Below are 22,381 nucleotides of genomic sequence, written 5' to 3'. Positions count from 1 at the left end.
TGCTGAGGATGAGATGACTCTAAAACTCCTGAAGTTCTTACCTTCTGCTTTCTGCCTTGCCAAGATTTCAGATTGCTTGTCACCCCGTCATATTCTTTAACTTTAGATTCTGAGTGGGGCGATCTATTTAGTTACTGGCAGTTGAGTACGCCAATTTTTTCAATGCTCAAATTTTGAGAGGAGTTAATTCTATGCTGAGGGCATCCGATATCATGAGTTATGATGTAGCCACCATTCGAGGTTCGGCGACAATAGCAGAAGCAGTAAAATTGATGAAGTTTAAAGAACTGCGGGCGCTAATTGTCGATCTTCGCAATAGTCAAGATGCTTATGGCATCGTTACTCACTCCGATATTGTCAGCAAAGTAATTGCTTATGGGAAAGATCCCCAAACAATTCGCGTCTACGAAATTATGACCAAGCCCTGTATTGTAGTTAACCCCGATCTGGGCGTGGAGTATGTAGCGCGACTGTTTGCCAATACGGGCATTCGCATTGCTCCCGTTATTCAGGGCGGGCTATTGGGCATAGTCTCAGAGAGCGACATTCTTTTTAAAGGCGATTTCTTGGAAAATCCTAAAGTCCCTCTATTGCGGCGAGAACTGGAAAAAGCCATCGAGGAAGCAAAAGCAATTAGTGCGGCAAAAGGCGCAACTTCTCAGGAATGCATTGATGCTTGGGCTTTGGTAGAAGACTTGGAAGCTGAGGCAGCTTATCAAGAAGGAACAGTCATTCCCGATACAACACCTTTCCAGGCGTTCTGTCAAGAACATCCAGAAATTTTGCAAGTGCGCCATCAGGTACTTGAAACGACAACCTAATTAGGTATAAAAACCTGGGGCGGGCAATCCCCGCCTCGGGAAAAAAACAAGGCGAGCGCAAACTCTTACCTCCTTAGAGACAACTATGTTGCCACAAACGAAATTTCAATTTCAAGTCGAAGGGGAACTTATTCAATTTCTCGATTGGTCGAAAGGTACGCCCAAATATGTGCGCATTGCGATTGGCGAGGAGCGATTTCCTATTAAGCTATCTAAGTCATTACGACGGGAAATTGTAGATTTAAATATTGTTCCTGGCGATCGCCTTAAAATTATCGGCGATGAAACCTTAAAACCAGAGACAGGCATCCATAAACTCAAAGCTACTCGAATTATTAACCTCAGCCGCCAAAGCGAACCAATGCCAGACAATCTTGAAGAAATTAGCTATTCCAAAAAAGGTAAATCTAAAGCCAAAATTTTAGTGTGTCACAAGTCAGGCTGTCTCAAGCGAGGGGGCAAGCATTTACATGAAAAAATAGAACAAGCTTTGTCTGAGTTAGGATTGCAAAATCATGTCGAGATCGAACGAACTGGCTGTCAAAAACGCTGTAAAAAAGCGCCAAATTTTATTTTAATGCCAGGAGAAAAAGAAACTCGCTGCGATCGCATGGATCTTGATAGTATTCTTTCGTTTTTGGAGAAGCATTTCTGCATTTCTTGTAAGTAAACGATTACCTGCAAGGAAATTAATTTCCTTGCTCATAGCTAAAGTCTATTTAAATGGACTCAGTGCTATAAGCAGTTCTCTTGAGAGAACTTTTGCTATTAGCCTGCTAATTAATTGGCAGGCGGGTTGTTGGATAAATACCTGTCAATCCAAAACTGAGGTGAGTTATGGCTAAAGTAGTTTTTTACGAAAAACCTGGTTGTATTAATAATGCGAAGCAGAAAGCTTTACTATATGCTGCTGGACATAAGTTGGAGGTTCATAATTTATTAAAAGAACCTTGGAAACCAGAAAATTTGCGTCTATTTTTTGGCAATTTACCTGTTAGTGAGTGGTTCAATTACACTGCACCTCGTATCAAATCAGGAGAGATTAATCCTTTAGAGTTAGACGAGCCAACTGCCTTGAAATTGATGATAGAAGATTCTCTGTTAATTCGTCGTCCGTTAATTCAGGTAGGAAAAATTCGTCAAGTCGGGTTCAATCCCGAACAAATTGATGCTTGGATTGGGTTAACACCCGAACCTAGTATGATTGGAGATATAGAAACTTGTCCTCGCTCTCACGAACAAACTCCTTGTCCTACTAAGGGTTAGTCATTTGTCATTTGTCCCTGGATTTCTCATCTAAATTTCTGCTTGTTAGAGTGCCACATGTGGTCTAATCATCTTCCGCATCCTCCTTATCTCTCCCACTTTTCTTTAAGTACAGGACAAAAATTGTAAAGAGTAGAGAAAGTCGTTGGATTTCAAATCCAAATCAGTGAAAATAGAGCGAAGATAATCAAAGCCATAACGAAAAACGCTAGCTTGCTGTCGTCCATGTTTCTTAACCTTGAGAGGACGATGAGACGATAACCAATCTCCGGTTTTAATAGCCCAACGTGGGTACACCACATGTTTACCAGCGGCACCCCACCTTGGATGCGGATGTTCTTGACCATTTCTACCCTGATGGTTGCCGTGCCTACGGGCGTAAAAATCTTCAGTTGGGTCGCTACAATCTGGGGTGGTAAAATTCGCTTTACCAGTGCCATGCTATTTGCGATCGGTTTGCTGGCAATGTTCGTCTTCGGCGGGATCGGTGGCGTTACTCTGGGAACTGCTCCCTTTGACGTTCACGTTCGCGACACTTACTATGTGGTCGCTCATTTTCACTTCGTCCTCTTTGGCGGTTCCGTCTTTGGCATTTACGCGGGAATTTATCACTGGTTCCCCAAAATGACGGGACGCAAACTCAACGAAACTTTGGGACGCATTCATTTTGCTCTTACCTTTGTCGGCACCATCCTCACCTTTTCGCCGATGCACGAACTCGGATTGAAAGGAATGCCGCGACGGGTAGCCATGTACGACCCGCAATTTACGCCACTTAATGAGATTTGTACCTATGGTGCCTATATCTTGGGCATCTCCGTTTTGCCATTCATTGTTAATATTCTCTGGAGTTGGAGAGCTGGGGAAGTTGCGGGTCGCAATCCCTGGCAGACATTGACTCTGGAATGGCAAACCACTTCTCCACCCGCGATCGAAAACTTTGAGGAACCTCCTGTTCTCTGGGCAGGGCCTTACGATTATGGCATTGACAGCCTCAGCGTTGACGAAAGCGAATCCGTATCGGAGATACTCTCAGAAGTAAGTTCGGAGTTAAAGAATTAATTAGTTATTGGTTAGTAGTTAGTTTAAAGCTTCCCACTAACTACTAACTACTCTCAACTATCAAACAACAAAAGAAATCTATGCAAGGATCGACTGTTGAATCTCCGATAATTTCCAACTCCTCAACCCCTCATGCCATTGCAGCTACTGCTCATGCAGAACATCCCGATTATCGAGTACTGGGGTTGCTCGTCTTCCTGGTTTCTGAATCTTTAATGTTTGGGGAGATGTTTGCTGCCTAATTAATTTACCGATGTGCGGCTGCCAATTGGCCTCCAGAAGGAACCGAAGTCGAGTTATTATTGCCTGCAATCAATACAATTATTCCGGTGTCTAGCAGTTTCGTCATCTACCAAGGCGATGTAGCCATCAAGAAAGGAGATGTTGGTGGGTTGTGGCTTTGGTATATCGTATCGTTACTGCCCTGATGGGGATTGTATTCCTAGCTGGTCAGGTATACGAATATCTAACCCTCGGTTATGGGTTGACGACTAATATCTTTTCCAACTGTTTTTACTTGATGACTGGATTTCACGGCCTTCACGTTACTATTGGGGTTTTGTTAATCCTGGACGTATTGTGGCGATCGCGCCGTCAAGGTCACTATAATGCTGCTAAACACGTCGGCGTAGAAATGGCAGAAATCTACTGGCACTTCGTCGATATCATCTGGATTATCCTTTTCTCGCTGCTCTACATTCTGACTAGGTTTTAACTGAATTGCTCGAAATTGGCGATCGCATGGGAAATCTTTATCGGGTTTGGCTGCGATCGCCTTTTTTTATTGTCAAAAGAATTAAGTGAAATATCGAAGATTAAATCCTCAATTTCCATCTTTACCTCTTGTTTTTTCAAGCTAGAACCGCGCTCTTCTCGATAAAGGGGCTGCTGCCTGGGAACGAGTTTAGAAAGCCTTTCTTCGGGGATCCTATATTTGGTGCGAGTCTGATGAATAGTATTTTTCTAGAGGCTCTATTGTTTTACTTGCCAGATACTAATTTACATATTTGCTAGTTTGCAATTATGCAACTTAAAGTATCAATAAAAGCAGCTTAAGAAAGTAAATTTAACTAATCAGAATCATAATTTAAAAATAGTCCTAAAAATTCCGACATATGATATATTTTTCGTGATTTTTCCTTAAAAAAACAAAAATGCCGGAAAACAATAACGATAATCTCACTGGCTTAGAAAGTAATGAGCCTCTTGTAGGATTGGCGAGTTCGGAAACAAACGGCATTGACGATCTCTACATTTTCGGAGATAGTCTCTCTGATATAGGAAACACATTTAAACTTATCGGCGCACCTCCTAGTCCTCCGTACTTCAACGGACGCTTTACAAACGGATCTACTTGGGTAGAAATTCTGGCACAGAATTTGGGAGTAGACGATCTTACCGCTTCTACCGATTTATCCGTGACTGGCTCTTTCGACGGCAAAACTATAGATCGAAGCGTCAACTTTGCCTATGGAGGCACGGAAACGGAAGGAAACACGGGCAATCGCGGTTTGTTGCCAACAGTGGTAGATCAGGTAGCTCAGTTTACTCAAGACCACGACCGCTTCCAAAAATCGGCTGATGCCAATGACCTATTTGTTATTTGGGGTGGGGCAAACGATTATTTCTTTGACTCAAGTGCCAAACCCAAAGATGTCGTCGAGAATATCACAGACAGCATCAAATCTCTTTACCAACGCGGCGGACGTGATTTTCTCATCCCCAACTTGCCCGATTTGGGTAGAACTCCAGGCGCACTCACAGGAGGGGACGTATTCGGCGAAAAGATTGTCCGTTCTTCCGAGGCTCTTACAAAGATAAGCAACAGACACAATAGTTTGTTGGCAAAAAACTTAGATAAGTTAGAAAAAAAATTACCTGATGATGTCAATATAACCTTGTTTGACGTTAACAGTTTGTTCGATCGCGCGATCGCCAAACCGCAGAGATTTGGGCTTACCGTTGTGGATCGACCATTTTTGAGTGTAGCTCCTGCAAGTGGTGCAAATCCAGACCAGTATCTCTTTTGGGACAATGTTCACCCTACCGCCGCAATTCACCGCGTTTTAGGTGAAGCTGCCTCATCTGTTCTTTAGAGATCGGAAAAATTTTACAGATAGAAGTAAAAATTGATATTAGTACCTATGACAAGGGTCAACGCGGAGAGGAGCCGGATGAAGGGGCAACTTTCATGTCCAGTTCCTGGAGCCAAGCATGGGGAGGTGACTCCCATGCCTAGGTTAACAGAGCGTCAATTACTCAATACCTCAGCCGTTGTAGGAGAAGTGGCTAATTCCTCTAGACGTTCTTGCTGATCCTGAGCAATACAAGCCTGAATCATGTCTTCTAGGTTTCCCTCTAAAGCAGCGGCTAAGTTAAAGTTTTGTCCCAATCGGTGATCGGTGACGCGATTGTCTTTGTAGTTATAAGTGCGGATTTTTTCCGACCGCGCTCCCGTTCCCACCTGGGATCGCCGCATGGAAGTCACTGCTTCTTGCTGTTCTTGCAGCTTCATTTCGTAGAGCTTAGCTCGCAAAATTTGCATGGCTCGCTCGCGGTTTTGCAATTGCGATCGCTCTTCTGTACAGAATATTCTGATTCCGGTCGGCTTGTGGATCAAGTCTACTGCTGTTTCCACCTTATTAACATTTTGTCCTCCAGCACCGCCAGAACGCGCCGTTTTTATTTCGATATCTTTGGGATCGATCTCGACTTCTACCTCATCCACCTCTGGCATAATCGCTACTGTTGCCGTTGAGGTATGGACTCGTCCGCCTGCTTCCGTGACAGGCACTCGCTGAACTCGGTGAACGCCCGCTTCAAATTTTAGTTTGCTATAAACGCGATCGCCTTGGATTTCCAGAATGGCTTCTTTGAAACCTCCTAATTCGGCTAGCGACTCGCTGACGAGTTTAACTTTCCAATTTTGGGACTCAGCATAACGCGAATACATACGCACCAAATCGCCCGCCCAAATACTTGCCTCGTCCCCGCCAGTCCCAGCGCGAATTTCTAGCATGATGTTCTTATCATCGTTGGGATCGCGAGGCAAGAGTAAGATTTTGAGCTGTTTTTCTAGCTGGGCTAATTTTTCCTCTAATTCTTCGACTTCTAGAGCAGCCATTTCCCTTAATTCTGGATCGCTGCCAGATTCTTTCAGAATTTGTCTGGCTCCGGCTAAGTCTTCCTTGGTTTTTTTCCAAGTTTCGTAGGTATTAACCGTCTCTTCCAAAGAAGAACGCGCCTTCGAGACTCGCTGCAACTCTTCTGGATTGGTGGCGATATCCGGATCGGCAAGGCGGCGGGTCAATTCTTTAAAAGTTTGTTCGACGGATTGTAGTTTTTCGAGTAAGTAAGATTCAGCCATGGAAGTTGCTCCTAATACAAAAATAGCTCGACTGAGCGATAGACAGGGCTAACCCAGCAGAATTTCTGCTGGGTCAAGACAAGTCAATCGAGCCGCTATTTTTCTTTTGCATTAGAAGCTTTATTTTTCTGGTCGGTTTTACCGAGCGTTCCGTATTTGCGGCGGAAGCGATCGACTCGTCCTTCAGTATCGATCAGTTTTTGCGTTCCGGTAAAGAAGGGATGATTGCCCGACCAAACCTCGACATGAATTTCGGGTTTGGTGGAGCCAACGGTCATGACGACCTCGCCATTACAAATGACTTTTGCTTCTGGATACCAAGTGGGATGAATGTCAGGTTTTGGCATAGTTATTTCCTATTTGTCCCTTGTCATTTGTTAATTGTCCTTTGTTTTTTTACGAATGACTAATGACCGATGACAAATGACAATTTAATTTTATCGCTTAGAGTATTGAGGTGCCTTACGAGCTTTGTGCAAGCCGTATTTCTTGCGCTCTTTAGCGCGGGGATCGCGGGTTAAATACCCTTCAATTTTTAGCGGTTGGCGATTTTCTGGCGCGAGTTGACATAAAGCTCTAGCTACTCCTAGTTTAACAGCATCAGATTGTCCTGTCAGTCCGCCGCCGTGGGCTTTGACTAAAATGTCGTATTCATTTTCTAGACCCAGGGTTTCCAAAGGAGCTTTAATAACTTGTAGATAACCGGGGATTCTATTGAAGTAGATCTCTCCGGGTTTGTCATTGACAATCAACTGTCCGCTGCCGGGAACGAGACGAACTCTTGCCACAGAAGATTTACGGCGACCCGTTCCCCAATAGACGACTTTATCTTGAGATTCTGTTGCTTGCATTAGTTCCCTCCGGTTGGAATAGTATTAATTTTTAGTTCTTCGGGTTTTTGGGCTTGGTGGGGATGCGTCGATCCCGCGTAGACCTTGAGTTTGGTAAATAGTTTGCGACCCAAGGAGTTTTTGGGCAACATTCCTTTGACGGCGGTTTCGATAATTCTCTCTGGAATGCGCTGTTGCAGTTGTTCGAAAGTTTCTGTCTTCATTCCGCCCGGTCGTCCCGAATGGCGGCGATAGACCTTTTGCTTGGGTTTTTTGCCCGTAACGATAACTTTTTCGGCGTTGATGACGATCGCAAAATCGCCTGTATCCATGTGAGGAGTAAAAATAGGCTTATTTTTTCCTCTGAGGATCTTCGCGATTTCTGAGGCAAGACGGCCCAAGCGCTGATCGGTAGCGTCTATGACGTACCATTTTGGCTCTATAGTTTCTTGAGTGGGAAGTGGCGTTTTAGTAGTCATGGTTGTTAGTTGTTAGTAGTGAGTAGTTGGTTATTTAGTAGTTGGTTGTTAGTAGTGAGTAGTTAGTTGTTTTCTTCCTGCTAACCACTAACGACTAGCTCCTCATTAAAATGAAAGATGGGTTGCGTATCGTACCAAATGTCAGGGGAAAAGGGAAATTCGGGGTAGCCGACTCGCAGCAGACACAAACCTTTTGCTGGAGCCGCATACTTAACTTCTTCTCGCTTTTGGTTGAACCAAATATCGGTAAAGTTTTCTAGCGATCGCTTGCCGCTTCCAACTTCTACTAGCATTCCCACCAGAAGGCGCACCATCCCGTATAAAAAGGCGTTTGCTTGAATCTCTATGTGTAGCAAAGGTCCTTGTCGATAGCATTGGGCTTCTTGAACCTCTACCCAAGAGTGCCTACGTGCGGAGCGAGCGCGGTGGAAAGCAGCAAAGTGGTGTTTTCCGAGCATGGAGGTCAATGCTGCCTGCATGAGAGATTCTTGCAGGGGAGCATGATAATAATGCCAGCTAAAAGGCTTAACAAACAGGTTAGGACGCTTGTCAGTATAAATCGTATACCGATAACGCCGCCACAGAGCTGAAAAGCGAGCGTGCCAGGTTTGAGAAACTTTAGCCGAGGCTCGAATCAAAATATCTTCGGGTAGCCGAGAATTGAGAATAACTGCCCAACGGGAGGCGGGAATCGTGCTTTTTTGGTTGAAATGAGCGACTTGAGCGGCGGCGTGAACTCCTGTATCGGTACGTCCTGCCGCAATTAAACTGACGGGATGTTGAAGTACCTGCGCGATCGCGGCTTCAATTTCTTCCTGTACGGTTCGCCGTTTGGGTTGTCGCTGCCAGCCAGAAAAATTGGTTCCCACGTATTGAATGACGAGAGCCACCCGTTCTGAGTTTTCTAATTCTGTCTTCTCGGACATCAATCTCAATTCGGCTCAGACTAGCTCGATAATTGCCATTTCTGCGTTATCTCCCCGGCGGCGCACGGTACGAGCGATCCGGGTGTATCCCCCGTTCCGATTGCCGTAACGTTCTTTAGCTGCCTCGAACAAGGCATGAACCAACTGTTTGTCATAAATATAGCCCAAAGCGGCTCGCCTTGCTGCTAAGGAACCATCTTTTGCCAGACTAATCATTCTTTCGACTTCCGAGCGAACGGCTTTAGCGCGAGCTTTAGTCGTGGTAATTTGACCGTGACGAATCAGTTCTGTTGCCAGCGCTCTGAGTAGCGCTTTTCGCTGATCTGCCGGTCGTCCTAGTTGTGGTACGCGACATTGGTGACGCATTTTCTTTTTCCTTATATATTTAGCGAGATAAATTTTATCTTCTAAAGACAAAAATAAACAGACAAAAGGCAAAAAGATTATTTTTGACTTTTGTCTTTGTTTTGCCGCAGCTAGCTACATCTTAACTGAATTAACGAGCTATGCTTTCACTGTTTTTTCCTGGGGCAAAGTAATTCCCAGACGTTTTTGCAGAGCTTCGATCACCTCTTCTGCCGATTTTTGCCCGAAGTTCTTAATTTCTAAGAGATCTTCCTGGCTGTATTCGAGTAAGTCGGCAACAGTATTAATCTGCGCTCGTTTGAGGCAATTATACGCGCGAACTGACAGCTGAAGCTCCTCGATAGGAATCTGACTCTCAGGAGGGATCTCATCCCGATCGTCGATAGGTTTGGTATCTAGTTCGTTAAGATCTTTAAGAGGATTGAACAGATCGACAATGATATTAGCTGCTTGAGAAAGCGCTTCTTTGGGACTGATGCTGCCATTCGTCCAAATTTCCATAATCAGTCGATCTTTTGCCTGAGCGTCGTCAACTCGCACGTCTTCTACGCTGTAATTGACTTTGGTAACTGGCATAAAGACCGAATCGATTTGGAGAAAGTCTATTGCAGCTGTTTCATCTTTACCGCGTTCGATCGCGCGATACCCTTTGCCCTTTTCAATGCGAAACTCCATTTCCAGCTTTGCCCCTTCAGCTAAGGTGGCTATATACTGGTTGGGGTCGATCGCTTCTACTTCTGAGGGAAGGGTGTCAAAGTTGGCTGCTGTTATCGTAGCCGGCCCAGTTGCCACGAGGCGACCGATTAAAGGCTGGTGAGTATAGCTTTTAAGGACGATCTCTTTCATGTTGAGCATGATTTCTAGTACGTCCTCCCTCACCCCTGGAATCGTCGCGAATTCGTGATTGACTCCAGCAATACGAATTGCCGTTATGGCAGTTCCTTCTAAATTCGAGAGCAAAACTCGTCTGAGGGCATTGCCTACTGTCGTCCCTTGACCGCGATCGAGAGGCTCTAAAACAAACTTACCGTATTGACTCTGATTTTTGTGAGTCTTAGATTCTACACACTCAATTTGAAACTGTGCCACCGACTGACCTCCCATGCTTATCAGTTATCAGTAATCAGTTATCAGTAATCAGTGTTAGCTGCCAATCATCAGTCATTAGGAACCGATTGCTGGTCACTGGTCACTGGTCGCTGACTTAAACTCTACGCCGCTTAGGCGGACGACAGCCATTGTGAGGAATCGGAGTAACATCTCTAATTAAGGTGATTTCCAAACCCGAACCCTGCAAGGCTCGAATTGCGGTTTCTCGACCTGCCCCCGGTCCGCTGACCATAACTTCGATCTGGCGCATCCCCTGTTCGATGGCTCGTCGAGCTGCTTGATCGGCAGCTGTTTGCGCTGCAAAAGGCGTGCCTTTCTTAGCTCCTTTGAAGCCGCTCGACCCGGCTGATGCCCAGGAAATTACGTCTCCCCTGGTGTCGGAAATCGTGACGATGGTATTGTTGAAAGTAGATTGGATGTGAGCGATGCCGTTAGGTACGTTTTTTTTCTGTTTTTTTGCGCCGCTTTTTTTCGTTGGTCGCGCCATATTGCTTAGTCGAGATTTCTCTGTATAAGTGAAGTTAAAAAGATAAGGTTATTTCTTGGCGGGAGCTTTCTTCTTCCCGGCGACGGTTACTCGTCTGCCGCGACGAGTCCGCGCATTAGTACGGGTTCGCTGTCCTCGCACGGGGAGTCCCAAGCGATGACGGCGACCGCGATAAGTCCCGATATCGATCAAGCGCTTGATGTTCATTGCTTCCCAACGTCTCAAGTCACCTTCGATCTGATAGTTGGTTTCAATGAACGAACGAAGCGTTGCGATGTCTTCATCCGTTAAATCTTTAACTCTGATGTCCGGATTTACACCAGTTTTTGCTAATATTTCTTGTGAACGAGATAGACCGATGCCGTATAGATAAGTTAGGGCGATCTCCACGCGTTTGTCGCGGGGTAGGTCTACGCCAGCAATCCTTGCCACGCTTTTTCTCCCTCTGAATTTTGTAGTTTGGTTACAAAGGATGTTGAAGACTTCTGGTGGATTGCCACTAACCTTGGCGCTGCTTGTGCTTCGGGTTAGTACAAATCACCATGACTCTACCGCGTCGTCTGATGACGCGGCACTTTTCACACATTTTCTTGACTGATGCTCTAACTTTCATGCCGTTTATGGGCAAACACTGCAAGTTTTTAATTATATCAGTAATTAAGGAACTTTGTCAGGTCATATAAAACTTATCTGTCTCTTTTTTTAGTTGCGATCGCTTTGGCAGAGCTTTTCCCACTACTTATTTTTTACTATTCTTAAGACGATAAGTAATTCTTCCTTTGGTGAGATCGTATGGGGTCAGTTCTACCTTGACGCGATCGCCGGGAAGTATCTTAATATAATTACGACGAATCTTGCCGGAAATATGAGCTAAAACATTAAATCCGTTGTCGAGTTCGACGCGGAACATCGCATTGGGAAGAGATTCGGTTACTGTACCTTCTATCTCAATCAGGTCTTGTTTTGACAAAGTAATAATCCTCAATAATTTTTTTGTGGAATCGGGTACTAATCGCTCGCCCAGCTCAACAATTGATGTAGCACGATATCATCCCCTTATTTATCTATCTTATCAAAAATTTACCTGAGACTGGAGATTGAGGTTAAACGCTCCCGCCCGACGATAGTCCGAGGACGGTAGCAATTAGAAATTAATTTTTTAGCCCTTCTAATTAATCTTCCGGTTCCCAGTCATTTTCTTTCAAAGCGCGATCGCTTCCTTCAAAGCTTCAGTAACTTCTTCGGGCGAGCGATTGCCATCGATATGATGAAGTTTACCGCGATCGCGATAGTATTCGATCAGCGGTGCGGTTTGCTCTCGATACACTTCTAAGCGTCGGCGAACTGTCTCCTCAGTATCGTCCTTTCTGCCTCGCTGAAGCAGGCGTTCTAGGATGACCTCGTCGGGAACGTCTAAATTTAGAACGCGCTCGGAGGTATGATTTTGTTCTTCAAGCAGCTTGTCTAAAAAAATCGCTTGGGGAACGGTGCGGGGAAACCCGTCTAAAATCCAGCCTTTTCCTGCATCGGGTTGACCCAACCGTTCTTTAACTAACTCTAAAATCAGCGTGTCGGGAACCAATTCTCCCTTGTCCATATAACTCTGAGCTTGCTGACCCAGTGGAGTTTGTTCGGCAATTGCCCCTCGGAGAATTTCTCCGGTAGAAATATGAGGAATACTATAAAATTTTGCCAAAAGACTTGCTTGGGTTCCTTTTCCCGCTCCTGGAGGCCCTAAAAAAATTAATCCAGTGGTATTTGCCATTCTTTTTCCTAAATGCTTTTTAATACGCGCATCAGAGATCGATAGGGACAAGATATGTCTTGTCCCTACTGCCTACTGTTTGACCATTCCTTCGTAACGTTGAGAAATTACGTAGGTTTGAATTTGCTTAGCCGTATCGATTGCCACGCCTACGAGAATGAGCAAAGAAGTGGCTCCCAATCCTCTAAAAGTCGTTACCCCCGTCGCACCTTCTACCAGGGTAGGCACGATGGCAACAACGCTTAAAAATATTGCTCCTAGGAAAGTCAAGCGGTTGAGCACGCCTTGAAGATACTTGGTCGTCGCTTCTCCTGGACGAATCCCTGGGATGCTAGCTCCCATTTTCTTAAGATTTTTTGATACGTCTTCTGGGTTGACGATTAGGGAGGCATAGAAGTAGCTGAAGAAAATAATCATGAGTGAGTAGACTGCTATGTAGATCCAGCTACCGGGCTGTAGGGTATTAGCCACTTGCACCAAAGCCTGACTGATATTGCCTTGATTGCTGAAAAGTCCGGCTAGTGTAGATGGCAAGAACAAAACAGCCGAGGCAAAAATAATTGGCATGACACCACCCTGATTGAGTCTCAGGGGTAAATAGCTCGTTCTTTCTCGGTAGAGTCTCTTGCCGACTTGACGGCGAGCAGAAACAATAGGAATTCTGCGAGTGCCTTCTTGGACGAAGACAATCATAATAATGGTCACTAAGAAAACGAGTAGCAGAAGAACGACTTTCGCGATCGTGTCTCGACCGCCCGTTTGAGCCAAGTCAATCGTGTCTCCCAGCGTTTTTGGCAAGACCGCCACGATGTTGAGAAAAATGAGTAGAGAAGCTCCATTGCCAATGCCGCGTTCGGTAATCAGTTCCGAAACCCACATGACAAACATGGAGCCAGCCGTCAGTGCCAAAACGGTTTGGGCTACGAACCAAAATCCGTAATTAATGGCGTAGGGACGCAACAAACCAATCGTAATTCCCAAACTTTGGATAATTGCCCAACCTAGTGCTACATAACGAGTAATCTGAGAAATTTTTCGTCGCCCCGCTTCGCCTTCGTTTTTTTGTAAGTCTTCTAGGGCTGGTATGGCAGCGGCTAGAAGCTGCATGATGATGGAAGCATTAATGTAGGGCAGGATGCCTAATGCAAATAGTCCGACTGCTTTCAAACCTCCTCCCGTGAGGAAATCAAAGATTCCGAAGATGGGAAGGTTGGCAATATCGGCAGAAAATCGCGCGCGATCGATTCCCGGTATGGGAATGGAGATCCCGAAGCGAACTAAGATCAAAAGACCTAGAGTAATCAGCAGCCGACCTCGCAATCCGGCTGCTTGTGCCATTTGTAGGAAAGTTTCTTGAGCCGTGGGGGTTTTATCTCGACTGACGACCATGGGTGGCTACCTCTTGTGGGTTGGCGGATTGGGAAGTTGGGGAGGTAAAAATTTTAGGCTTTGTTAACTTTTATTTACCTTTAAATTAATAATCCTAACATGCCATCCGACCGAGAGAAGGGCGATCGTCGATGACATTTTCAAAAAGTAATGTCAAGTTTAGCCTTCTACGACTTCGCAACTGCCGCCCACCGCCTCGATTTTTTCCTTCGCGCTAGCAGTAAAAGCAGCCGCTTTTACCGTTAGAGCTACCGTTAACTCGCCATCTCCAAGAATTTTGAGCGGACCGTCGTTACTGGTGACGATTCCTGTTTCCATCAGTTTTTCTAGAGTTACTTCGGTTTTAGCCGGAAGCGATGCTAGCTTGCCAACGTTGACGATCGTGTAATAGCTGGGATTGACAATTGGAAAGTGTTTTAATTTCGGGACGCGCCGATAAAGTGGCATTTGTCCTCCTTCAAAGCCAGGTCTGGTTCCCGAACCGGAGCGAGATTTTTGACCGCGCATGCCAAAACCGCAGCTAGCTCCTTGTCCGGCTGAAATGCCGCGACCAACGCGACGGCGGCGCTTTTTAGACCCTGCTTTGGGAACAGTGTCATGGATTCTCATAATTTTTCCTCATATAGCAACTTAAGACGATTCGGTCGGTCTATTAGGTGTAGAGATGTTCGACGGGTACACCTCTATCTTGTGCCACTTCTGAAAAGGTTCGCAGCGTTGATAGCGCATCTACGGCTGCCCTGGCATTATTCAGTGGGTTATTAGAGCCAAGCTGTTTCGCCAAGATATTTTTAACGCCAGCTAGCTCCAACACGGTTCGCACGGCTCCGCCAGCGATTACCCCTGTACCGGGGGCAGCAGGACGCATAATTACTTTCGCGCCGCCAGAGGCTCCCCTAGTAATATGAGTGATGGAGCTGGCTTTTGTTAGGGGCACTTCGATGAGTTGTTTTTTCCCGTCGGCGACTCCTTTGCGGACGGCTCCGATAACGTCGCCGGCTTTTCCTACGCCTACGCCAACTTGACCGCTTTCGTTACCGACGACAACGATCGCGCGGAAGCTTAATTTTTTACCGCCTTTGACCACTTTGCTGACGCGGCGAATCTGAATGACTCGCTCTTTCCAGTTAGTTTCTTTGGTTTTAGTACGACTGCTTTTTTGACGTTTTGCCATAATTAGTATCCTTTATTGTTCGGTGTAAGTTATTAGTCGCCTTCTCCTAATCGCTAACCAATCACCAATTCCTAGAAACTCAATCCAGCTTCGCGAGCGGCTTCAGCTAAAGCTTTTACGCGACCGTGATAGAGGTTTCCTCCTCGGTCGAAGACGACTTTCTCGATTCCCTTTTCTAGGGCGCGTTGTGCGACTAGCTTGCCTACGGCAGCCGATGCTTCGCAAGTAGCCCCCGTAGATAGCTCTGTTTTGAGAGTTGGTTCTAGCGTCGAGGCAGCTACTAGGGTATGCTGGGCAACATCATCAATAATTTGCGCGTAGATGTGCTTGTGAGAGCGAAAAACAGCCAAGCGGGGACGTTCGGGCGTGCCCGTAACTTTCTTGCGCAATCGTTTGTGACGACGTTTGATTAATTCTACTCGTGTCGGTTTCATCGTTACTTCTTACCTGTCTTACCAGCTTTACGTCTGACAAATTCTCCTTGGTAGCGAATCCCTTTACCTTTGTAGGGTTCTGGCGGTCGGACGCCACGGATTTGAGCGGCGATATTACCGACTATTTCTTTATCGATGCCACTAATGACAACTTGCGTGTTGTTTTCTACCGCTACCTGTATATCTTTGGGCATCATCATTTCAACGGGTTTGCTGTATCCTACGTTAAGAGTAAGCTTGCTGCCCTGCGCTTGCGCTCGATATCCCACTCCTTGGATGTCGAGGCGCTTTTGAAAGCCTTGGGAAACCCCTTCTACCATGTTGGCAACGAGGGTACGGGAAAGCCCGTGGCGCTCGCGAGCCACTCTTGATTCGTCTCGTCGCAAGACTTTTAGCGTATTGCCTTCTTGCTCGACTTTGACTTGGGGCGGTAGCGTTCTTTCTAGGGTTCCTTTCGGTCCTTTGACAACAACATTTAATCCGTTAATTTCCACGGTGACTTTGTTGGGAATTGCGATCGGGCGTTTGCCAATTCGAGACATGATCGGTTACCAGTTATTAGTTAATTGTTTATTCTTTGTCTTTTGTCATTCGTCCTTTATTTTTACTAATAACCAATGACTAATGACCAATAACTACCAGATATAGCAGAGGACTTCGCCACCCACTTTTTGTTTTCGAGCTTCCCGGTCTGTCATAATACCTTTTGAGGTGGAAACGATCGCGATGCCGATTCCTCCTAAAACGCGAGGTAAATCTTTGCTGCCAGAATAAACTCTCAGTCCGGGTTTGCTGACCCGTTTGAGGGTGGTAATCAAGGGTTGGCGATTTTTGCCTTTGTATTTAAGGGAGATGACTAACTGTTTGTTAATGCCTTCGCCAACTTCTTCGTAGTCCTCAATAAACCCTTCGTCTTTGAGAACTTTGGCAATGCTGCGCGTCATTTTAGTAATGGGCACTTGGGTGGTTGGATGCCTAACCGCGCAAGCATTGCGGATGCGAGTTAGCATGTCTGAAATCGTGTCGATTGCTGCCATTATTTCCTGTTATTTTCTCCTAATTATTAAGGATTCAAAGATTAACGGAAGGGCATCCCCATTGCTTTAAGCAAAGCGCGACCTTCTTCGTCGGTTTTGGCTGTGGTAATGATGGAGATATCCATACCGCGAATCTGATCGATGCTATCGTAATCGATTTCGGGGAAGATGAGCTGTTCTCTGATGCCAAGACTGTAGTTGCCGCGTCCGTCAAAACTGTTGGGATTGATACCGCGAAAGTCGCGAATGCGGGGAAGTGCTAAATTGATCAAGCGATCTAAAAAAGCGTACATGCGCTCGGAACGTAAGGTGACCATTACCCCCACCGGCATACCTTGGCGAATTTTGAAGCCAGCGATCGCCTTTTTAGCCCGCGTTACGATGGGTTTTTGTCCGGTGATGACGGCTAACTCGCTAATCGAGGACTCTAATGCTTTAGCATTTTGAGAGGCTTCGCCCAATCCTCGGTTAACGGTTACTTTTACTACTTTTGGAACTTCGTGAATATTGCTATAGCCAAACTGCTCTTTGAGTTTGGGAACGATAGTTTCCTGATATAAAGTTTTGAGTCGCTGTGTCATTGTTATAATTTCCTCTACATCCCTGGGCTTGGTCAGGGAATTTTTAAGTTAAAAGTAAATAGGTAAAAAGGCAAAACATTTTTTCCTTTTTCCTTTTTTTCTTTTGCCCTAATCGATGATTTCTCCAGTTTTCTTAAGCATCCTTACCTTGCGACCGTCTTCGGTGAAGGTATAGCAGATGCGGCTGGCGACCTTTTCTTTTTGGGAATAAAGCATTACATTAGAACTGTGAATCGGCGCTTCAAAGGTCGCGATTTGCCCCGACTCTCCCTCTTGGCGAGGTTTGACGTGCTTGGTTCTAATATTTACGCCTTTGACGATCACTTTGCTCGTTTTGGGAATCGCCCGCAGAACTTCGCCAACTTTGCCTTTGTCGCGTCCCGAAATGACTTGAACGGTGTCGCCTTTTTTGACGTGCATCTTGTACCGATTGGAAGAGTTGCTTTTAGGCATTAGATGACCTCCGGTGCCAGAGAAACAATCTTGGTATAGTTTTTGTCGCGTAATTCCCGCGCTACGGGTCCGAAAACGCGAGTGCCTCTAGGGTTGCCTTCTGCGTTGATGATAACTGCGGCATTATCGTCAAAGCGAATGGTCATGCCACTCTCGCGGCGCAAGGACTGACGAGTCCGGACGATCACGGCTCTGACAACATCTGATTTCTTAATAGGCATATTGGGAATGGCATCTTTGACGACGGCGATGATTTGATCGCCGATGCCGCCATAGGTACAATTGCCAGTCCCCAAAACCCGCAGGCACATAAGTTTGCGAGCGCCACTATTGTCAGCGACATTGAGATAGGTTTGCTGTTGAATCACGGTTGCGTACCTCTAAATTACGGGGTATCAGTGTTAAGAATTTCGGTTACTATCCAGCGCTTGGTACGGCTGAGTGGTCTAGTTTCGCGAATGCGAACGCGATCGCCTTCCCGGCAGCGATTTTCTTCATCGTGAGCCTTAAATTTCTTAGTTTTGACGACAATTTTGCCGTATTTAGGGTGAGGAGAGCGGTTTTCGACGGCAATAATCACGGTTTTCTCCATTTTGTTACTGACAACCACTCCGACTCTTTCTTTTACTGCCATGGCAAGTTTATTCCTCTTCTTGAGTTACTGATGACTTGGCTTTAGCTTTTTTCTTCGCTGCTGCCGTTGGTTCTTTTCCCTGAGAGGTTTCTGGGGTGGTCTTTGAGGCGATACCGAGTTGTCTCTCTCGCTCTACGGTCATTAGTTGAGCTAAGCGATGGCGGGTATGTTTGAATTCGTGAGTCTTTTCTAACCGCCGAGTAGCCTGCTGCAGCCTAAGCTCGAAAAGCTTTCGCTTGGCAGCTAAAATCTCGGTATCGAGTTCCTCATCGCTGAGTTTTCTGGCATCTGCTATTTTCGGGAGAGGCATGGCTTAGATATACTCCTCCTCGCGAGTAATAAACTTGGTTTCGATCGGTAATTTTTGAGCTGCTAGGCGCATGGCTTCGCGAGCAACAGGTTCAGAAACGCCTGCGATTTCAAACATGATGCGTCCCGGTTTGACGACGGCAACCCAGTATTCGGGCGAGCCTTTACCAGAACCCATACGAGTTTCTGCCGGACGCATAGTGACGGGTTTGTCGGGAAAAATGCGAATCCAGATTTTACCGCCTCTGCGGATGTAACGGGTCATCGCTCGGCGTGCCGCCTCGATTTGGCGCGAGGTAATCCAGCAGGGTTCTGTTGCTTGGAGGGCAAAGTCTCCAAAGTTCAGCTTACTGCCTCGCTGGGCAAGCCCTGTCATGCGTCCGCGCTGTTGCTTGCGGAATTTTGTTCTTCTGGGACTAAGCATGGTTTGTCTTTTGTTACTTGTTCTTTGTCATTTGTTTTTTAATGACCGATGACTATTCGTTCGATCGATCTTCAAATTGCTGGCGGCGACGTTGCCGACGAGGTGCTTGGGCAGGAGGGGGAGTCGCGGGTTCTTCCTGTCCGGGGATGATTTCTCCTTTAAAAACCCACACTTTTATGCCGAGAATGCCATAAATGGTTTGAGCGGTGCGATAGGAATAATCAATGTCAGCCCGAAGGGTGTGCAAAGGCACTCTACCTTCCCGAATCCATTCGGTACGAGCAATTTCTGCTCCGTTGAGACGACCGCTCACCTGAACTTTAATGCCTTTAACCTCTGCCCGCTGCGCTCGTTGAATGGCTTGGCGCACGACGCGGCGGAAGGAGACTCTTCGCTCTAATTGTTGGGCAATGTATTCGGCGATCAGGGTAGCGTCCGCATCGACTCTAGGGACTTCAATGACATTGATGCGGATTTGTCGAGTGCCGCCTAATTCTTCTTGCAGACCGACGCGCAAGGCTTCAATTCCCGTTCCGCCTCGACCGACCACAACGCCGGGTCTAGCGGTGTGAATTGCCAGGTCGATTTGATCGGCTTTGCGCTCGATGCGAATATCGGCTATTCCGGCGTTACTGAGATTTTTATCGACATATTGCCGAATTCGACGATCTTCTTGGAGAAGTTCTGGATAGCGTTTGGTATCGGCATACCAGCGAGACTTATGCTCTTTGGTTATGCCGAGGCGAAAACCAATTGGATGTATCTTTTGTCCCATTGTTTCAGTTATTAGCGATCGGGGATAGAAACGCGACCTGTCGCGCCTTTAGATTAGTCGCTGTTTGGGGCAACGGCGACGGTAATGTGACAAGTAGGTTTGCGAATTTGATAGGCTCGCCCTTGTGCTCTGGGTCGATAGCGCCTTAAACTCGGACCGCCATCCGCATAAGCTTTGCTCACGACTAAGCTAGCCGGATCGAGTCCATTGTTGTGTTCGGCGTTGGCAACCGCCGATCGCAGCGCTTTGAGCACGGGTTCGCAAGCTTTATATGGCATAAATTCCAAGACGATCAGTGCTTCCCTATAACTGCGACCGCGAATTTGATCGAGAACTCGTCGGACTTTATAAGGAGACATTCGCACAAAGCGAGCGATCGCTCTTACTTCGTTTGTTGTATCTACTGCCATTTTTAGTAATTAGTTAAGTTATCAGTAATCAGTTATCATTTATCTTCGACCAGCTTTTTTATCGCTCTTAGCGTGACCTCTAAAGGTTCGCGTCGGAGCAAATTCGCCGAGTTTATGTCCTACCATTTGCTCGGTGATATAGATGGGAACATGTTGTTTGCCATTGTGAACGGCAATAGTATGGCCAACCATTTCGGGCATGATAGTAGAAGCTCTCGACCAGGTTTTAATCACCTGCTTCTCATTTCTATCGTTGAGCTTTTCTATTTTGGATAGGAGACTGTCGGCAACAAAAGGACCTTTTTTGAGAGAACGAGCCATAGTTCGATTTTGGATTGTAGGTTTTGGATTATGTCTAGCCTTGATTGCGACGGCGAACGATCAGCGAACTGCTTTGTTTCTTTCGATTGCGGGTTTTCACCCCTAAAGCTGGCTTGCCCCAAGGTGTAACGGGTCCGCTTCTTCCGATGGGAGCGCGACCCTCTCCACCACCATGTGGGTGATCGACGGGATTCATGACGCTTCCTCTAACGTGGGGTCTGCGCCCTCTGTGGCGCGATCGACCCGCCTTTCCTAGCTGCAAGTTTCTCGCATCCGCATTCCCTACCTTGCCGATGGTGGCATAACACTCCTTCCTCACCATGCGGACTTCTTTGGAAGGCAATCTGAGCGTTACGTAATCGCCTTCTTTGGCGACAACCTGGGCAGAACCTCCGGCCGCGCGAACCATTTGACCCCCCTTACCGGGAACGAGTTCAATATTATGAACTTCCGTTCCCAAAGGGATGCGTCCTAGCGGTAGAGCGTTACCAACTTCAAAAGGAGCATTTTCGCCTGCGATGACGGTCATTCCGACTGTCAATCCCCCTGGCGCGAGGATGTAACGCTTTTCTCCGTCTTGATAAAATAGAAGCGCAATGCGGGCATTGCGATTGGGATCGTATTCTATTGCCGCTACTTTCGCAGGTACGCTGCGTTTGTCGCGACGAAAGTCAACGATGCGATAAAGGCGCTTGTGCCCGCCGCCTCTATGGCGACTGGTAATGACACCGCGATTGTTGCGCCCTTTGGCACTGTGTTTGTAGGTAACTAGAGATTTTTCCGGCTCAGTTTTAGTAATCTCCGAGAAATCCGAAACAGTTGCCTGCCTGGTGCCCGGAGTTAATGGTCGATAAAAACGAATGCCCATAATTTCAGTTATCAGTTAATCAGTTATCAGTGCTTGGTTATTTGGTCGCTGGTCATCAATCGCTGTTAATTGGTGAGCCAGTGCCTTCGCGGAGGGTCGCTGATGTTAGACTTCGGGGAATAAGGTGATGGAGTCTCCTTCGCCTAGAGTCACAACCGCTCGCTTATATTGAGGTTTATATCCGATAAATCTGCCTACTCTGCGCTTTTTGCGGGGCGGGCGAATCGTATTGACTTTGACGACTTTGACATCGAATAAATTTTCGATCGCTGCTTTGATTTCCGGCTTGGTCGCCTTGACCGCCACGTCAAACACATATTTGTTTTGCTCCATGAGCATAGTAGCCTTTTCAGTGACAATAGGTCTGAGCACTAAGTCGGCAAGATCTCTGGGATTGAATTCAGTCACTGTATACCTCCTGGATTTTGGCAAGGGCATCGGAGGTCGTTACGATCGTGTCGGCTGACAACACATCATAGATATTCAAGCTATCAGCTTTAATTAACTTCACGTTGCTCATGTTCCGTGCCGAGAGATAGACGTTTTCTGGTACTTCCGACATAATCAGCAACACTTTGTTTTCGCTAGCTACTCCCCAACGAGTCAGAGCCGAAGCTAGCTCTTTCGTTTTGGGCTGTTGCAATTGGTCGGCAAAGTTTTCGACGACAATGGTATCTTCTACACGACTTAAGAATGCCGTTCTCAAAGCCAATCTGCGCTCTTTGCGGTTCATCTTCAGGCTGTAGTCTCTGGGTTTTGGTCCAAAGATGACACCGCCACCTCGCCACAGAGGAGAACGAATAGAACCAGCGCGGGCGCGACCCGTTCCTTTTTGTCGCCAAGGTTTGCGTCCGCCGCCTCTGACTTCTGCTCTAGTTTTGGTAGAAGCAGTTCCCTGACGAGCGTTGGCTAGATGTCGCACCAAGGCACGATGAACGATATAAGGGGCATTTTCTTCTTTTGCTACTCGCATTTCCAGAGGTGCTTTTCCGACCTCTTCCCCTTGCCAGTTTTTAACGACGCATTCAACCATTTTATTTATCCTTTGTCTGCGCTTTGTCATTTGTCATTTGTCATTGGCTTTTTCCTAGTG

General features: G+C 46.5%; 33 protein-coding genes and 3 pseudogenes. 6 read left to right on the top strand and 30 right to left on the bottom strand.

The features are described 5' to 3' along the window. Window positions 1-191 precede the first annotated feature (191 nt). The 6 genes and pseudogenes from PLE7327_RS16915 (at window position 192) to PLE7327_RS16890 (ending at window position 5,245) form a co-directional block, all read left to right on the top strand. Window positions 192-821 (top strand): CBS domain-containing protein, encoded by a 630-nt coding sequence (locus PLE7327_RS16915; RefSeq protein WP_015145017.1) that lies wholly within the window; start codon window positions 192-194, stop codon window positions 819-821. Window positions 822-906: 85 nt separating this feature from the next. Beyond that, window positions 907-1,491 (top strand): (2Fe-2S) ferredoxin domain-containing protein, encoded by a 585-nt coding sequence (locus PLE7327_RS16910; protein ID WP_015145016.1) that lies wholly within the window; start codon window positions 907-909, stop codon window positions 1,489-1,491. Window positions 1,492-1,658: 167 nt separating this feature from the next. Next, complete coding sequence (locus tag PLE7327_RS16905) at window positions 1,659-2,087, top strand: ArsC/Spx/MgsR family protein (protein WP_015145015.1); 429 nt, start codon at window positions 1,659-1,661, stop codon at window positions 2,085-2,087. Between the two features lie 288 nt (window positions 2,088-2,375). Beyond that, a pseudogene (locus tag PLE7327_RS16900) lies at window positions 2,376-3,149 on the top strand (cbb3-type cytochrome c oxidase subunit I); the annotation flags it as partial. An 80-nt stretch (window positions 3,150-3,229) separates the two neighbouring features. Continuing rightward, window positions 3,230-3,864: pseudogene (locus PLE7327_RS26685) on the top strand (heme-copper oxidase subunit III). A 439-nt stretch (window positions 3,865-4,303) separates the two neighbouring features. Continuing rightward, window positions 4,304-5,245 (top strand): SGNH/GDSL hydrolase family protein, encoded by a 942-nt coding sequence (locus PLE7327_RS16890; protein WP_015145014.1) that lies wholly within the window; start codon window positions 4,304-4,306, stop codon window positions 5,243-5,245. A gap of 155 nt (window positions 5,246-5,400) precedes the next feature. On the opposite strand, the gene prfA is transcribed toward PLE7327_RS16890, so the two are convergent. The 30 genes and pseudogenes from prfA to rplD all read right to left on the bottom strand — a co-directional run bounded on the left by prfA (window position 5,401) and on the right by rplD (window position 22,321). Further along, window positions 5,401-6,516: a peptide chain release factor 1 gene (gene prfA / locus PLE7327_RS16885; protein ID WP_015145013.1), complete on the bottom strand. Its 1,116-nt coding sequence runs from the start codon at window positions 6,514-6,516 to the stop codon at window positions 5,401-5,403. A 95-nt stretch (window positions 6,517-6,611) separates the two neighbouring features. Next, window positions 6,612-6,863, bottom strand: a complete 252-nt coding sequence (gene rpmE, locus PLE7327_RS16880; RefSeq protein WP_015145012.1) for a 50S ribosomal protein L31 — start codon at window positions 6,861-6,863, stop codon at window positions 6,612-6,614. Window positions 6,864-6,953: 90 nt separating this feature from the next. Further along, a complete protein-coding gene (gene rpsI / locus PLE7327_RS16875; protein ID WP_015145011.1) occupies window positions 6,954-7,367 on the bottom strand; it encodes a 30S ribosomal protein S9 in 414 nt (137 codons plus the stop codon). Continuing rightward, window positions 7,367-7,825, bottom strand: a complete 459-nt coding sequence (rplM, locus tag PLE7327_RS16870; RefSeq protein ID WP_015145010.1) for a 50S ribosomal protein L13 — start codon at window positions 7,823-7,825, stop codon at window positions 7,367-7,369. Before rplM ends, rpsI begins: the two co-directional genes overlap by 1 nt. An 80-nt stretch (window positions 7,826-7,905) precedes the next feature. Further along, window positions 7,906-8,751, bottom strand: coding sequence for a tRNA pseudouridine(38-40) synthase TruA (truA, locus tag PLE7327_RS16865; protein WP_015145009.1), 846 nt, complete (start codon window positions 8,749-8,751; stop codon window positions 7,906-7,908). A gap of 15 nt (window positions 8,752-8,766) precedes the next feature. Beyond that, a complete protein-coding gene (gene rplQ / locus PLE7327_RS16860; protein ID WP_015145008.1) occupies window positions 8,767-9,117 on the bottom strand; it encodes a 50S ribosomal protein L17 in 351 nt (116 codons plus the stop codon). Window positions 9,118-9,255: 138 nt separating this feature from the next. Further along, window positions 9,256-10,206 (bottom strand): DNA-directed RNA polymerase subunit alpha, encoded by a 951-nt coding sequence (locus tag PLE7327_RS16855; RefSeq protein ID WP_015145007.1) that lies wholly within the window; start codon window positions 10,204-10,206, stop codon window positions 9,256-9,258. 115 nt (window positions 10,207-10,321) lie between these two features. After that, complete coding sequence (rpsK, locus tag PLE7327_RS16850) at window positions 10,322-10,714, bottom strand: 30S ribosomal protein S11 (protein ID WP_015145006.1); 393 nt, start codon at window positions 10,712-10,714, stop codon at window positions 10,322-10,324. Between the two features lie 48 nt (window positions 10,715-10,762). Further along, entirely contained in the window at window positions 10,763-11,146 is a 384-nt protein-coding gene (gene rpsM / locus PLE7327_RS16845; RefSeq protein WP_015145005.1) for a 30S ribosomal protein S13, read from the bottom strand. Window positions 11,147-11,213: 67 nt separating this feature from the next. After that, window positions 11,214-11,327 carry a 50S ribosomal protein L36 gene (rpmJ, locus tag PLE7327_RS23590; protein WP_015145004.1) on the bottom strand — a complete coding sequence of 38 codons (114 nt, stop codon included), beginning with the start codon at window positions 11,325-11,327 and terminating at the stop codon, window positions 11,214-11,216. Between the two features lie 126 nt (window positions 11,328-11,453). After that, the gene (gene infA, locus PLE7327_RS16840; protein WP_015145003.1) at window positions 11,454-11,684 is read right to left on the bottom strand and encodes a translation initiation factor IF-1; all 231 of its coding nucleotides are present in this window, start codon (window positions 11,682-11,684) and stop codon (window positions 11,454-11,456) included. Between the two features lie 231 nt (window positions 11,685-11,915). Beyond that, entirely contained in the window at window positions 11,916-12,479 is a 564-nt protein-coding gene (locus tag PLE7327_RS16835) for an adenylate kinase (protein ID WP_015145002.1), read from the bottom strand. Window positions 12,480-12,551: 72 nt separating this feature from the next. Beyond that, a complete protein-coding gene (gene secY / locus PLE7327_RS16830) occupies window positions 12,552-13,868 on the bottom strand; it encodes a preprotein translocase subunit SecY (protein ID WP_015145001.1) in 1,317 nt (438 codons plus the stop codon). Between the two features lie 159 nt (window positions 13,869-14,027). After that, window positions 14,028-14,477 (bottom strand): 50S ribosomal protein L15, encoded by a 450-nt coding sequence (rplO, locus tag PLE7327_RS16825; RefSeq protein ID WP_015145000.1) that lies wholly within the window; start codon window positions 14,475-14,477, stop codon window positions 14,028-14,030. Window positions 14,478-14,520: 43 nt separating this feature from the next. Beyond that, window positions 14,521-15,042, bottom strand: a complete 522-nt coding sequence (rpsE, locus tag PLE7327_RS16820; protein WP_015144999.1) for a 30S ribosomal protein S5 — start codon at window positions 15,040-15,042, stop codon at window positions 14,521-14,523. Between the two features lie 71 nt (window positions 15,043-15,113). After that, window positions 15,114-15,476 carry a 50S ribosomal protein L18 gene (rplR, locus tag PLE7327_RS16815; RefSeq protein WP_015144998.1) on the bottom strand — a complete coding sequence of 121 codons (363 nt, stop codon included), beginning with the start codon at window positions 15,474-15,476 and terminating at the stop codon, window positions 15,114-15,116. 2 nt (window positions 15,477-15,478) lie between these two features. Then, on the bottom strand, window positions 15,479-16,018 hold the full coding sequence (rplF, locus tag PLE7327_RS16810) for a 50S ribosomal protein L6 (RefSeq protein ID WP_015144997.1): 540 nt from the start codon (window positions 16,016-16,018) through the stop codon (window positions 15,479-15,481). 93 nt (window positions 16,019-16,111) lie between these two features. Beyond that, the gene (rpsH, locus tag PLE7327_RS16805; protein WP_015144996.1) at window positions 16,112-16,513 is read right to left on the bottom strand and encodes a 30S ribosomal protein S8; all 402 of its coding nucleotides are present in this window, start codon (window positions 16,511-16,513) and stop codon (window positions 16,112-16,114) included. Window positions 16,514-16,554: 41 nt separating this feature from the next. Then, on the bottom strand, window positions 16,555-17,094 hold the full coding sequence (gene rplE / locus PLE7327_RS16800) for a 50S ribosomal protein L5 (RefSeq protein ID WP_015144995.1): 540 nt from the start codon (window positions 17,092-17,094) through the stop codon (window positions 16,555-16,557). Window positions 17,095-17,202: 108 nt separating this feature from the next. Beyond that, window positions 17,203-17,547 (bottom strand): 50S ribosomal protein L24, encoded by a 345-nt coding sequence (gene rplX, locus PLE7327_RS16795; RefSeq protein ID WP_015144994.1) that lies wholly within the window; start codon window positions 17,545-17,547, stop codon window positions 17,203-17,205. Next, window positions 17,547-17,915 (bottom strand): 50S ribosomal protein L14, encoded by a 369-nt coding sequence (gene rplN / locus PLE7327_RS16790; RefSeq protein ID WP_015144993.1) that lies wholly within the window; start codon window positions 17,913-17,915, stop codon window positions 17,547-17,549. The genes rplX and rplN overlap by 1 nt, the downstream gene beginning before the upstream one ends. 17 nt (window positions 17,916-17,932) lie before the next feature. Next, the gene (gene rpsQ, locus PLE7327_RS16785; RefSeq protein ID WP_015144992.1) at window positions 17,933-18,181 is read right to left on the bottom strand and encodes a 30S ribosomal protein S17; all 249 of its coding nucleotides are present in this window, start codon (window positions 18,179-18,181) and stop codon (window positions 17,933-17,935) included. Between the two features lie 88 nt (window positions 18,182-18,269). Beyond that, a pseudogene (gene rpmC / locus PLE7327_RS16780) lies at window positions 18,270-18,491 on the bottom strand (50S ribosomal protein L29); the annotation flags it as partial. Window positions 18,492-18,494: 3 nt separating this feature from the next. After that, window positions 18,495-18,914 (bottom strand): 50S ribosomal protein L16, encoded by a 420-nt coding sequence (gene rplP / locus PLE7327_RS16775; protein WP_015144990.1) that lies wholly within the window; start codon window positions 18,912-18,914, stop codon window positions 18,495-18,497. Between the two features lie 52 nt (window positions 18,915-18,966). After that, window positions 18,967-19,689 carry a 30S ribosomal protein S3 gene (gene rpsC / locus PLE7327_RS16770; protein WP_015144989.1) on the bottom strand — a complete coding sequence of 241 codons (723 nt, stop codon included), beginning with the start codon at window positions 19,687-19,689 and terminating at the stop codon, window positions 18,967-18,969. A gap of 53 nt (window positions 19,690-19,742) precedes the next feature. Continuing rightward, the gene (gene rplV / locus PLE7327_RS16765; RefSeq protein WP_015144988.1) at window positions 19,743-20,099 is read right to left on the bottom strand and encodes a 50S ribosomal protein L22; all 357 of its coding nucleotides are present in this window, start codon (window positions 20,097-20,099) and stop codon (window positions 19,743-19,745) included. A gap of 39 nt (window positions 20,100-20,138) precedes the next feature. After that, window positions 20,139-20,420 carry a 30S ribosomal protein S19 gene (rpsS, locus tag PLE7327_RS16760; protein WP_015144987.1) on the bottom strand — a complete coding sequence of 94 codons (282 nt, stop codon included), beginning with the start codon at window positions 20,418-20,420 and terminating at the stop codon, window positions 20,139-20,141. A 34-nt stretch (window positions 20,421-20,454) separates the two neighbouring features. Beyond that, the gene (gene rplB, locus PLE7327_RS16755; RefSeq protein ID WP_015144986.1) at window positions 20,455-21,288 is read right to left on the bottom strand and encodes a 50S ribosomal protein L2; all 834 of its coding nucleotides are present in this window, start codon (window positions 21,286-21,288) and stop codon (window positions 20,455-20,457) included. Window positions 21,289-21,393: 105 nt separating this feature from the next. Beyond that, entirely contained in the window at window positions 21,394-21,696 is a 303-nt protein-coding gene (locus PLE7327_RS16750; protein WP_015144985.1) for a 50S ribosomal protein L23, read from the bottom strand. Further along, complete coding sequence (gene rplD, locus PLE7327_RS16745) at window positions 21,689-22,321, bottom strand: 50S ribosomal protein L4 (RefSeq protein WP_015144984.1); 633 nt, start codon at window positions 22,319-22,321, stop codon at window positions 21,689-21,691. Before rplD ends, PLE7327_RS16750 begins: the two co-directional genes overlap by 8 nt. Window positions 22,322-22,381 lie beyond the last annotated feature (60 nt).

The organism is Pleurocapsa sp. PCC 7327, assembly GCF_000317025.1.
Classification (GTDB): domain Bacteria; phylum Cyanobacteriota; class Cyanobacteriia; order Cyanobacteriales; family Microcystaceae; genus Hydrococcus.
The sequence above is the reverse complement of the archived record's forward strand: the minus strand, read 5'-3'. Positions and strand labels throughout refer to the sequence as shown.